This is a genomic window from Niastella yeongjuensis (assembly GCF_900110245.1).
Classification (GTDB): Bacteria; Bacteroidota; Bacteroidia; order Chitinophagales; family Chitinophagaceae; genus Niastella; species Niastella yeongjuensis.
This window is the reverse complement of record NZ_FOCZ01000002.1, coordinates 254,263-266,506: the sequence shown is the minus strand read 5'-3', so window position 1 is coordinate 266,506 and position 12,244 is coordinate 254,263. Positions and strand designations below refer to the sequence as shown.

Genomic DNA, 12,244 nt, shown 5'->3' with positions numbered 1-12,244 from the left:
GAGCCTATTCAGGCTATATTCAATAAGTTATAATAGGAATATGTTATACCAGCCGCTCAACTTTAGACAGTTGTTCATCAATCACCAGTACGCCCGGCTTTTTCCCCGTTTCAAAACTTCCAATCACATCATCAAGTTCGAGTGCTTTCGCGCCATTGAGCGTAGCCCATTGAAGTAACTCTCTTTTTTCAAGTTCCGGGAATTGCCGCTGAATCGTTTGTAATTCAGCCAGCACACTTAGCTGATGGTTTGAAGCCAGGCTATCGGTTCCCACCACAATAGCTGCCTGGTACTGACGTAACAGGTTAATATCCGGCAAAGGATTGCCGATGTACTCATTGGCATTAGGACATACGCAGAAGAACAAATTGGCAACTGGTAAATCGCCTTTGGCAATGTATTCCAGGTCTTCTTTATTGGTATTGGTATTATGTACCAGTATAAGCGACTGATTGGGCAGAAAGTGTGACAAATAAGCGGGCAAACTTCCGGTTGACCGGGGTTTATAAAAAGAAATGTCTATCCCCAGCGCCTGGTATAAACGGTGGAAATCGCCGGTACCATTTTCAATAAACTCTCGTTCGGCCCCACTCTCCTGGCTATGGATGGTGAGCAGGTGATTGCCAGGAAAATGGGTGATCATTTGAAACAATGCCGGTGAAACGGAATAAGGAGCATGTGGCACAATGGAATTGGAGTCCGCGGGATTGCGATACAAGCGCGCAAACTGCTCATAAACTGCCCGGGAAGCGTCAAAGCGCTGCGCTGCGGATTGCTCTATAAAACCCATTGTTTCAATAAAATTATGGTACAGCAGCCGGCCCTTCTTTTTCTGTTCTACCGTATTGGGGGTATTACAAATATCGCCTACCGCCACAATACCATTTTGAAGCATGCTGTCTTCTGCCTCTTCAATGGCTTTTTGAATGATCCCGCCCTCAAACCCGCGTTGCTGGATCACCCGCACCAAAAAATCGACCATGCCTGTTTTTTCAGGAATTACGCCTTTCATATGGCTCAGTTCCAGGTGGCAATGGCAGTTTACAAAACCGGGACTCAAAATTCCGGTAAGGGCCGTTATCCCTTCGCCGGCTGCTGCAGCTGGCACAATATCAATTATTTCCCCTTCGGTGCTGGTAATTAGAACGAAATCATTTGATAACCATTCTGAACCAGTAAATAAATGGTCGGCGGTGAACTTTCTGTAATTCATGTAAGCGCTGAAACAATTAACTTTGCAGGTTTTAATATCAGTCGGAAAAACGGACGGTCCGCTGGTCCGAAAGAAGGGGCAAAAGTAAGCACATTTCTTTCTTACAAATCGACCTGCCGCCGTTTTAGACTGTAACTGGTAAAATAAGTCAAAAATTATGTTAGACAAGCTGGAAGCCATAAAAGCCAAGTTTGAGGACCTGGGGGTTGCGTTAACCAATCCTGAAATTGTAAGCAATAACAGGAAATTCAGGGCCATGAGCCAGGAATACCGCAGCCTGGAAAAGATCGTGAAAGCTTACGAAGAGTATAAAAAAGTATTGGGAGACCTGGAAGTATATAAAGAAGCCCTGAACGGCGATGATGCCGAACTTCGGGAACTGGCCAAGGAAGAACTGCCTGGGCTGGATGAAAACAAGGAAAAACTGGAAGCACACATTCGTCAGTTGCTGATCCCCAAAGATCCGCAGGACGAAAAAAACTGTATTCTGGAGATCCGGGCCGGTACCGGTGGCGACGAGGCCAGCCTGTTTGCCGGCGACCTGTTACGCATGTACCTGCGCTATTGCGAAAAGAAAGGCTGGAAAACAGCCGTTCTGAGCGAATCGGAAGGTACCGTAGGGGGCTACAAAGAGGTTCAGCTGGAAGTAACCGGTGAAGATGTGTATGGCACCCTGAAATTTGAAAGTGGCGTACACCGCGTACAACGCGTTCCTGATACCGAAACTTCAGGCCGGGTACATACCTCCGCCGCTACAGTAGCTGTAATGCCCGAAGCCGAAGAGGTTGACGTAGAAGTAAAGGATAGTGATGTAAAAATGGAAACTGCACGAAGCGGTGGTGCTGGTGGACAGAACGTAAACAAGGTGGAAACCAAAGTGATCTTAACCCATCTTCCAACCGGTACGGTAGTTATGTGTCAAACCGAACGTACCCAGTTAGGCAACCGTGAAAAAGCAATGCAAATGCTTCGTACCAAATTGTACGAAGAAGAGGTACGCAAACAGGAAGATGAAATTTCAAGACATAGAAAAAGTCTGGTAAGCTCTGGCGACCGTAGTGCCAAGATCAGAACCTATAACTATCCACAAGGCCGTATAACCGATCATAGAATCGGACTTACCGTTTATAACTTAGACGATGTAATGAATGGCAACGTGCAGGAGTTTATCGATGCATTACAATTTGCTGAAAATGCTGAAAAGTTAGCTAAGCAGAATTAATAGTGTAAAAAACACATTCAATAAAAAAGGTCTCCCGGTTAAGCCGGGGGACCTTTTTTATTTTGCCCGGTATTAACAAAATGTTACTGCACAGGCACAATTGCTAAACGGCTGTAACGCAGATATAGCCCGCCTCAGGCGGGGTTCCACATAGTTTCACGATACCTATTTACCACGAGCCCCATATTACAAAATCCCCCTAAAAGCACTATTAAGAATTATGCATTAATTTTTCATTAATTAACAGGCTACCGAACTAGTGTACTACTGGCCGTTATAACGGCTTCTTTTACCGAAATAATAATGAATGAGTTACAAGGGGCTTAAATTAACGTTCGTTTGGTTTGCCTTGCGGACTTTTACGTGCTGTTGATCGGCACTTGATTTCTAAAAACACGCGAATGTTAACGTTTTACAAAAAGTCTTTGCAGATGAATGAAATATTGGAAATACGTAGTTCCTTTGCATTAGAAATTTATCGCGTAAGTTCTTTGTCAGTTAGCAGATGGTCCTTTTAATGTTACTTTAACGGGCTCCTCTATACTAATGGCATTTGATTTGCGTTATATAATAAAGTTCTTTTTTAACGACTCACACAAAGCAGTCAATTTTCTCATAAGCAGTTAGTTTTGGTTACGGCCCCTGTTTCTACAGGGGCTATTTTTTTGTATATAACTAACTGATTTACAGATTTTCTCCTTCTATTTTACTCTTACAAAAAGGTGATAAACAGCCGCGATTATGGCGCCGGTTGAATCGGCAATGATATCATATCCGTCAAAACTGCGATTTGGAATATAATCCCGTTGTAGAAATTCTAACCCAATTCCCAATGCTATACTGAAAAGTGTCAGTAAGACAATAATGAGCTGCCATTTTTGTTTGTCGTTACGACGAAAATACAGGTTGAAGCCCCACAGCAAAACAATGCCGCCAAACAAAATGGTGTGCACTACCTTGTCAATACCTTCTGTAGAAAAAACACCGGTACTGGGGATGGCAGAACCGGGCAGGCATAATAAGATAATGGTAATGGCTGTCCAGGCAAAAGGAATGATTTTCCAGGTACAAAGTTTTTTAACAAGACGCATCATATAGGAAGGGAAGATAGTTCAATCCTTCGACTTCGCTCAGGACTTTCTTATACTTTTTGGCATTATTGGGTATTACAGAAGTAGTTAATTACCGGGGTCGGTTTGCCGGCTAAACCTTCCCCATCACGTACATGGGTCCTTTAGGAGAAACACTTCCGCCCTGTTGTTCAAGAGTGATGGCGAAAAGTTGGGCGCGGGGGATATTTTTCATTTTAACCATCATATGGCCGTGGCTCATATCGAGCATGCCGGCATCAACGGGTTGGTTGTCTACAATAGCCCACAACTGATATTGTTTACCGGTTTCAGGCATGGGCAGGTTGTTTACCATCAGGTAAACGTCTTTGGTGCGGGTATCCCACAAAACGGTGGCTACGCTGCCGGGATCAGGACTGCCATTATCAGGAACGTCCTTACCTTCCATAGTAACCCTTGCCATATATGGATTGGTTAAACCCCGAATGGTTTGTTCGTAATTGCTCATGCGGGTTTGCATGGCATTATTATTTTTTGCCAGTTGGGTTTGGAGGGCCAGCAATTGATCGTAGCGCTGGTTGTAATCGCGGTATTTATTGAAGTAATAGATATTTAAAAGAGCACTGCCTGCCAGCAGAATAACAGCAGCAGCTGCTACGTACCGCATTGTCACCGGAACGGCAGACCGCCTGATAGGGCGCATTTGAACCACAGGGGCGCTTCTAATGGTTTCAGGAACAGTTTCTGCGGCTAATTGCTGCAAAATTGTTTCACGCAGTGGCACAGGAGGGGCAACAGCACCTGCCAAAGCTTGCTGTTCAATGGAAAGCTCAAAAGCATCCCGGGCTGCGCGTACTTCCGTATGGAGGGCGCACATTTGCTCAAACTCCACCCGTTCCGCTTCCCCGGCGAGCCCTAATACACAGCTTTCCACTATGCCACTTGATATGTATTCCTGTATATTCACTTCAAGTATTCCCTTAACTGAACCAGTGCATTCCTGATACGGGTTTTTACAGTTCCGAGCGGTAGTTTTTCCAGCTCAGCAATCTCCTCGTGTGTATATCCCTTAAAATAAGCCAGTTCTATCAAAACCCGTTGCTCCGCTTTTAGTTTTTCCAGCACTTTCCGTAACCCGATCGTATCAACCCCGGGCTGTAATACATCTGTAACCCGTATAGTATCTACGTTTTCCTGAATAGATTGGTTTTTACGGCTATTCTGGTAACCTTTCGACCGCAGGGTATCAATAGCGGCATTCCGGGCAATGTTCATCATCCAGGTGAACAACCGGCCCTTACTCATGTCGTACTGTTCCATCCGGCGCCAGATGTTTACAAACACTTCCTGTAAAACATCATTGGCCAGCTCTGCATCATTCACTATCTGCAATACAATACTGTACAGGGCCGATGCATAGTTATCATATAAGTATGCATAGGCCTTGTTGTCCCTATTGCGCAACAGGGACACCAACTCCTGTTCAGTATATGTTAGTGTTATTCCCAATGTAATTACCCGGAACCTGTGGCGTATTACAAAAAAAAGTGGTCTTAAACCACTTTCAATTTACGTAATAACAGCCGCATCGGATCTTATTTATTATTAGGCGCCTACCAGTTCGTTATAGGCAGCTGCATCCATCAGGGCTTTTACATCATCCGGATTGGTTACAGTCATTTTAACCATCCAGCCTTCACCGTATGGGTCGCTGTTAACCACTTCGGGGGAATCGGTCAACGCAGGGTTAACCTCGTTAATGGTGCCGGAAACTGGCAGATACAGGTCAGATACAGTTTTTACAGCTTCTACTGTACCAAATACAGCTTCAGCCATCAGGGCTTTACCCACTGTTTCTATTTCTACATAAACGATATCACCCAGTTCGCGTTGCGCAAAATCTGTAATACCTATAGTGGCAATGTTGCCTTCCAGTTTAATCCATTCGTGATCTTTTGTGTAGCGCAGATTTTCCGGAAAATTCATGTTTTCAATTTTTGTGCTGCAAGATTAAGAAATTTATGTTAGTCCCAACGGGCCAGATGCGGGAAAGTGTATAATTACGCCTTGTATTTCTTACATCATTGTCTCTTTATGAGGGTAGCTTTTATGATACGCACATCCTCAACCGGGCGGTTACGATCGCCTACGGGTACAGCAGCAATGCTGTCAATGATGTCAAGTCCTTTTATCACTTCACCAAACACGGTATATTTTGAATCGAGCGAAGGAGAACCGCCAATGGTTTTAAATACCTCGCGATGCGCCTCAGGGATCTTATACCCATTGAGCCGGGCTTCCACCTGGTTCAGGTCAGCATCATCATATACCCTGCCCTGTACAATGAAGAACTGGCTGCCATTGCTTTCTTTTTGGGGATTCACTTCATCGGGCGTACGGGCGGCGGCCAGGGCGCCTTTTTTATGAAACAAATCCGGTCTCATTTCGGCAGGGATGGTATAACCGGGACTTCCTCCACCCAATGCTTCACCAGGTTTGGCAGTTTTACTTTTGGGGTCGCCGCCCTGGATCATAAACTGGCTCATTACCCGGTGAAACAACAGCCCATCGTAAAAATGCTGGTTTACCAGTTTTATGAAATTATCGCGATGTTTGGGCGTAGAATCCGATAGCCGGATAACCATGGTGCCCTTGGAGGTCACCAGCTCCACATCTTTATTCAAATCTCCCTTTTTTACCTGGTAAGGATGCGGATCGCCAAAGGATGAAAAGAAAAATAAGGATACGAGAAGTGCAAATAGTTTATTCATAAGTAGTGTGATTTAAGCCGGAACGGCTACATGGTTTAGAACCCTTGCTGATCAAAATACAAAAGAATATGGTCTTTTAAAAAACTCTCCTGTTCGGGCAGGTTCATCACGGGCAGGGCCTTCAATTGCTTAAAATGCGGCCAGCCCTCTTCATCTACCCCTTCCAGTTCGTAATAACCGCTTTGCGACAGCAACGAACAGGTAGCAATATGCATCAGGTCCTGCTTTTGCTCTTTGGTAAACTTTGCCTTTATATCGCCAAATTCCTGAATACCTATTAAAAATAAAATGGTTTCCATGTCTGGCTTTTTGCCAAACCGTTCCATCAGTTTTTCTTCCAGCTTCCACCAACGGGTTTGTAAATCGTCATTTGCTTGCATGCCGCAAAGATAGCAACCTAATTTACTAAATTAGCCTATGAATTGGCACAAAGAAGATTACACCATCAGCACCGACAAAACGACGCTTTCCCTGGGATACATTCACCAGTACCTTTCTGAGCAATCCTATTGGGCGAAAGGAATTCCCTTGCCTACCGTAAAAAGATCAATAGAAAACTCTATTTGTTTTGGCGTTTATAAGGGCGCCCAAATGGTGGGATTTGCCAGGGTAATTACCGATTGCGCCACTTTTGGCTACCTGGCTGATGTATTTATCGACGAAGCCTATCGAGGCCAGGGCCTTAGCAAATGGTTAATGGAGGTGATCCTTTCCCACCCCGACCTGCAGAGTTTACGCCGTTTTATGCTGGCTACCCACGATGCGCATGGCCTGTATCGACAGTTCAATTTTACAGAGCTGAACAATCCTGAATACATGCTGGCGATCGTAAAGTCTGACTTATACAAAAAAAAATAGTTGATTGAATGCAAGACCTGTCAGGTGTACTTAAACCTGTTGAATAGGCAGGTTGGAGCCGTGACAGGTCTTGCACTTTGCCTAATTAACCTATCTTTGCCCAAACCTGATTTCACATGTTACAGATCGCATTTATTCGACAAAACACGGCGCTGGTAAAGGAACGACTGGCTTTAAAAAATTTCAGGGATCTTGCATTGGTAGATGAGATCATATCCCTGGATGATAACCGGAAAAAGTTGCAGCTTGAATTTGATACTACCCAGTCAAAAGTAAATGCAGCATCCAAAGAGATCGGGCAATTAATGGCAAAAGGACAAAAGGAAGCCGCAGAAACACATAAGCAGGAAGTGACTACCTTAAAATCAACTTTGCAACCAATAGCCGATCAACTGGCAGAAACAGAGAAAAAGTTGCAGGAGCAGATCGTAAAACTGCCAAACCTGCCCTCTGAAAAAGTACCACCCGGCAAAACACCTGAAGATAATATTACCATACGGGAAGGCGGTAAAAAGCCTGACCTGCATGCCGGTGCCGTTCCACATTGGGACCTCACCAAAAAATACAATCTCATAGATTTTGAGCTGGGTAATAAAATTACCGGCAGCGGTTTCCCTGTGTATATGGGCAAAGGCGCCAAACTGCAACGGGCACTCATTGCGTATTTTTTGGACTATAATACCAATGCCGGTTATCAGGAGGTTATGCCGCCGCATATGGTAAATGAGGCATCTGCTTTTGGTACTGGACAGCTGCCCGATAAAGAAGGTCAGATGTATTTTGTTACCGAAGACAATTTTTACCTGATACCAACAGCCGAAGTACCGGTTACCAATATTTATCGCGACGAATTATTAAAGGAAACTGAGCTACCTGTTAGAATGACGGCTTATACACCTTGTTTTCGCCGTGAAGCGGGCAGTTATGGTAAAGATGTACGTGGTTTAAACCGCCTGCACCAATTCGACAAAGTAGAAATTGTACAGATCGTTCATCCCGATAAAAGCTACGACGTACTGGAAGACATGGTAGCCCATGTGGAAAAACTGTTGCAATCACTGGAATTGCCTTATCGCATTTTAAAACTATGCGGCGGCGATATGGGTTTTGCGTCTGCGCTTACCTACGATTTTGAAGTATACAGCGCCGCACAGCAAAAATGGCTGGAGGTAAGTTCTGTATCGAATTTTGAGTCCTACCAAACCAACCGGATGAAAATACGGTTTAAAGATGCCAATGGAAAGAACCAACTGGTGCATTCATTAAATGGCAGCTCCCTGGCCCTGCCAAGGATCGTTGCGTGTTTACTGGAAAACCACCAAACCGAAACCGGCATTCAATTACCGGCTGCGCTTCATAGTTATTTTGGTGCGTCTCAGATCAACTAACAGCAATATCCGATAATTTCTCTTCAGATTTTCTTAACATAAATCTTTGCTAAAGGAAGTGTGCAATAGTGCATACTTCCTTTTTGCTTTTCATATTTGCTGTACCAAAAACCAAAGTAAATATGAAACAAAAACTTTTACTCTCCCTCGTATTCGTTTGTGCATTTATGGTAACTACCCGGGCCCAGATCAGCAAAGGCGCTGTATGGGTAGGCGGCAGTATTGGATATAGCAAAGGCAAATCAGGCGTTGATTCCCCCATTTTTAAATCGAATAACTTTAACATCAACCCGGCTATAGGCATGGTGGTTAAAGATAACCTGGTAGTAGGAATTTCATTACTATATAACCATGGAAAATCGGAATATAATGGGCAGACAACGAGTGAAAAAACTAATACCTATGGCGGCGGTTTTTTTGTACGCCAGTATATTCCTGTAGTAACCCGATTATACATTTTTGGGGAAGCCGATGCCTATTTTAATAGCTTAAAAAGAAATTCCATCTATGGTTCGGTTACGAATGGGGTCTCCAAATTAACAAACAAAATCTGGACTGCCGGGCTGAGTGTCACACCTGGTGTATCCTTTGCCGTTACCAAAAAATTCCATCTGGAAACTTCATTCAATAACCTGTTGGGTATAGCATATAATAAAAGTGAATCAAAAACAGAGCTTCCTGCCGGAAGTACTTCCGAACCTACGATTAATAAAAGCAACGAGTTTACAGCCGGAGTGTCAACTGGTGGAAGAGTCGAATTCAATGTTGGCTGCCGCTTTATACTTTAACACGAACGGATAACATATTCTCACCTTCAGGGGGTCCGCCGGTAATGGCGGGCCCTTTTTAATTATCAAGTTCATATTAATTTAAAACAATTCGTTAAACTTTTAATAAATGAGGTGGTCACAGGGCAAATTGTCCCATAATGATAGTAACACCCCAGTTGAAAAACCAACACCTGTTATGGCGTGCCGGCTTTGGCCCAATGGCCGAAGAATACCAGCAACTGGCAACCGCCACCCATAAATCGTATGTTAATGCCCTGTTTAAAGCATCGGCCAAAGGCCCCGAAATGATCGATGTGGCCGATAATGCCCTCAAAGGACTGGTAATGGGTATAAAGGAAGTGAGTAATGGGCAGAAGCGCGAACAAGACGAGGCCGAACGCAGAAAACGCCGCCAGCAATCGCGCGAAGACATTAAAAGTCTCAACGTTACCTGGCTGAACCAGATGGTGAACAGCGAACAACAACTGCGTGAAAAAATGGCCCTGTTCTGGCACGGGCATTTTGCCAGCCGTAACCTAAATATCCTTTACCAGCAACAACTGCTGGATATCATTCGTCAAAACGCTCTCGGTAATTTTGGCGACCTGTTGCGCGAAGTAAGCAAAAGCGCCTCCATGATCAACTTCCTCAACAACAATCAAAACAGGAAAGGTCATCCCAACGAAAACTTTGCCCGTGAAGTAATGGAGTTGTTTACCATGGGACGTGGCAACTACACTGAAAACGATATTAAAGAAGCTGCCCGCGCTTTTACCGGCTGGGGGGCCACTATCAGCGGGGAATTTGCATTCAAAAAGTTTCAGCACGATGACGGACAAAAGACCGTCCTGGGTAAAACAGGCAACTTTACTGGCGATGATGTACTGAACATTTTACTGGAACACAAACAAACGGCTACTTACATTACCCGCAAAATATATCGCTACTTCGTAAACGATGTGCCTGATGAAACGCATGTAACGTGGCTGGCCGATCGTTTTTATAGCAGCAGTTATGATATCAAGGAATTGATGAAAGATATTTTCACCAGCGATTGGTTTTACGATGCCAAAAATATCGGCTGTCGAATTAAATCGCCGGTTGAGCTCATCGTTGGTATTCGCCGTGTACTGCCCATGAAATTGGAGAATGAACAGGTGCAATTATTACTGCAACGGCTGTTAGGGCAACTCTTGTTTTATCCACCCAATGTTGCCGGCTGGCCTGGTGGTAAAAACTGGATCGACAGTTCTTCCTTAATGTTCCGGCTTCGCATACCGCAATTAATTTACGATAATGATGAGGTAGCCCTCAGCCCCAAAGACGATGATGACCAGATGATGGGCATGAAAGATATGGTTGGAAAAGGAAAAGGCATGGGGAAAAAGGGCATGAAAGGCGGTCAGTTTATTTCTGCTGCAGTCGATTGGCAAACCTACCTCAACAAGTTTGAAAAAGTTCCGCGCGAAAAATTAATGAGTGCTATTTCAGGCATCCTCATACAGGGTGTTGCCCCGGTTGATGAAAAGATAGTAAGCAAATACATTGATTCATCCAGCAGAGAAAGCTTCATAAAAAGTACTACTATACAATTAATGAGTACCCCGGAATATCAACTATGCTAATGTTGACTATTGATGTGAAGAATCATGAATTCGGAACTTGAAACTTTAAACTAACGAACTTTTTTTATGCTTATAAAACGTAAAGAATTTATCCAACTAGGTTCCCTCGCTACCGCATCGATGATGCTGCCAAAGTTTTTAAAGGCATTTGAAAAACCGGCATTGGTTCCGCAAGGGAATAAAGTGGTGGTGGTTTTGCAATTAAGCGGGGGTAACGATGGATTGAATACCGTAATACCTGTACGTAACGACATTTATTATAAATCACGCCCGCGGCTGGGTATTACCAAAGAACAGGCTTTATTAGTAACAGACGAAGTAGGCTTGCATCCGGCCTTAACTGGTTTTAAAGACCTGTATAGTGATGGCAGCCTGGGCATTTTGAACAGCGTAGGTTATCCCAACCCAGACAGATCACACTTTAGAAGTATGGATATCTGGCACAGTGCCAGCAATAGCAATGAATATGTTTACACCGGCTGGTTAGGCCGCTATCTCGATGCTCAATGTGCAGGCTGCGACAAACCTACTCAGGCATTGGAAATAGATGATGTATTAAGTTTGGCCATGAAGGGGGAACATGTAAAAGGACTGGCGATGAAAGATCCACGCCGCCTGTTCAACTCATCGAACGAAAAATACTTTAAAGAAGTAGCTGCCAGTCATACTGCTGATACTGATGAAAAACCGGTTGACTATTTATACAAGACAATGGCCGAAACGGTAAGCAGTGTCGATTACATTTATAAGCAAAGTCGGCTTCACCCAAGCAATACCGAATATCCGAAAACAGATATGGGCAACAGCCTGAAAACAATTGCCAGTCTTATATTTTCCGATATCAACACTAAAGTATACTATTTATCACTGGGAAGTTTTGATACACACGTAGGACAGGAAGGTCAGCAAAAAAGATTGTTTGCAGAAATGAATGATGCTATTGCCGCATTTGTGAAAGACCTCAAAGCCAATAATCGTTTTCAGGATGTAATGCTGATGACCTTTTCAGAATTCGGGCGTCGTGTATCACAAAACGCAAGTGGTGGCACCGATCATGGTACTGCTAATAATATGTTTCTGATAAGTGGTGGATTACAACAAAAGGGAGTGTTAAATGCAATGCCAGATCTGGCGGATCTGCAGGAAGGAGATCTTAAATACAAAGTAGATTTCAAAAATGTGTACGCAACAATCCTGAATAAATGGCTGCAGGCAGATGATAGAAAGATACTAGGCAACCAATACGAATACCTGAACTTTATTTGATCAGCCCAATAAGGTTGTGATTTACTTTCAAATAAGTCAAATGAGTCACATATTAATTGGC

Annotated in this window: 13 protein-coding genes; 6 read left to right on the top strand and 7 right to left on the bottom strand. The window is 43.9% G+C overall.

Annotation, left to right across the window (positions count from 1 at the left end; all coding sequences use genetic code 11):
• Positions 1-43: 43 nt before the first annotated feature.
• Positions 44-1,213: an amidohydrolase family protein gene (locus BMX95_RS05815; RefSeq protein ID WP_165758955.1), complete on the bottom strand. Its 1,170-nt coding sequence runs from the start codon at positions 1,211-1,213 to the stop codon at positions 44-46.
• Between the two features lie 157 nt (positions 1,214-1,370).
• On the opposite strand from BMX95_RS05815, the gene prfA reads away from it, so the two are divergent.
• Complete coding sequence (gene prfA / locus BMX95_RS05810) at positions 1,371-2,435, top strand: peptide chain release factor 1 (protein ID WP_081201041.1); 1,065 nt, start codon at positions 1,371-1,373, stop codon at positions 2,433-2,435.
• A 701-nt stretch (positions 2,436-3,136) separates the two neighbouring features.
• Here the strand turns inward: prfA and BMX95_RS05805 are convergent.
• From BMX95_RS05805 to BMX95_RS05780, 6 genes are all read right to left on the bottom strand, one after another.
• Complete coding sequence (locus BMX95_RS05805; RefSeq protein WP_081201040.1) at positions 3,137-3,529, bottom strand: VanZ family protein; 393 nt, start codon at positions 3,527-3,529, stop codon at positions 3,137-3,139.
• A 109-nt stretch (positions 3,530-3,638) separates the two neighbouring features.
• The gene (locus tag BMX95_RS05800) at positions 3,639-4,439 is read right to left on the bottom strand and encodes an anti-sigma factor (RefSeq protein WP_133053946.1); all 801 of its coding nucleotides are present in this window, start codon (positions 4,437-4,439) and stop codon (positions 3,639-3,641) included.
• 29 nt (positions 4,440-4,468) lie between these two features.
• On the bottom strand, positions 4,469-5,014 hold the full coding sequence (locus tag BMX95_RS05795; RefSeq protein WP_081201038.1) for an RNA polymerase sigma factor: 546 nt from the start codon (positions 5,012-5,014) through the stop codon (positions 4,469-4,471).
• A gap of 96 nt (positions 5,015-5,110) precedes the next feature.
• Complete coding sequence (gene gcvH / locus BMX95_RS05790; protein ID WP_081201037.1) at positions 5,111-5,491, bottom strand: glycine cleavage system protein GcvH; 381 nt, start codon at positions 5,489-5,491, stop codon at positions 5,111-5,113.
• Positions 5,492-5,586: 95 nt separating this feature from the next.
• Complete coding sequence (locus tag BMX95_RS05785) at positions 5,587-6,276, bottom strand: peptidylprolyl isomerase (RefSeq protein WP_081201036.1); 690 nt, start codon at positions 6,274-6,276, stop codon at positions 5,587-5,589.
• Positions 6,277-6,311: 35 nt separating this feature from the next.
• Positions 6,312-6,656 (bottom strand): hypothetical protein, encoded by a 345-nt coding sequence (locus tag BMX95_RS05780; protein WP_081201035.1) that lies wholly within the window; start codon positions 6,654-6,656, stop codon positions 6,312-6,314.
• A gap of 37 nt (positions 6,657-6,693) precedes the next feature.
• Here BMX95_RS05780 and BMX95_RS05775 point away from each other — a divergent pair, with 37 nt between their 5' ends.
• The 5 genes from BMX95_RS05775 (at position 6,694) to BMX95_RS05755 (ending at position 12,183) form a co-directional block, all read left to right on the top strand.
• Complete coding sequence (locus BMX95_RS05775) at positions 6,694-7,134, top strand: GNAT family N-acetyltransferase (protein ID WP_081201034.1); 441 nt, start codon at positions 6,694-6,696, stop codon at positions 7,132-7,134.
• Positions 7,135-7,250: 116 nt separating this feature from the next.
• Entirely contained in the window at positions 7,251-8,522 is a 1,272-nt protein-coding gene (gene serS, locus BMX95_RS05770) for a serine--tRNA ligase (RefSeq protein WP_081201033.1), read from the top strand.
• Between the two features lie 122 nt (positions 8,523-8,644).
• A complete protein-coding gene (locus BMX95_RS05765; RefSeq protein ID WP_133053945.1) occupies positions 8,645-9,310 on the top strand; it encodes an outer membrane beta-barrel protein in 666 nt (221 codons plus the stop codon).
• Positions 9,311-9,450: 140 nt separating this feature from the next.
• Complete coding sequence (locus BMX95_RS05760; protein ID WP_081201031.1) at positions 9,451-10,917, top strand: DUF1800 domain-containing protein; 1,467 nt, start codon at positions 9,451-9,453, stop codon at positions 10,915-10,917.
• 66 nt (positions 10,918-10,983) lie between these two features.
• Positions 10,984-12,183: a DUF1501 domain-containing protein gene (locus BMX95_RS05755; protein WP_081201030.1), complete on the top strand. Its 1,200-nt coding sequence runs from the start codon at positions 10,984-10,986 to the stop codon at positions 12,181-12,183.
• Positions 12,184-12,244 lie beyond the last annotated feature (61 nt).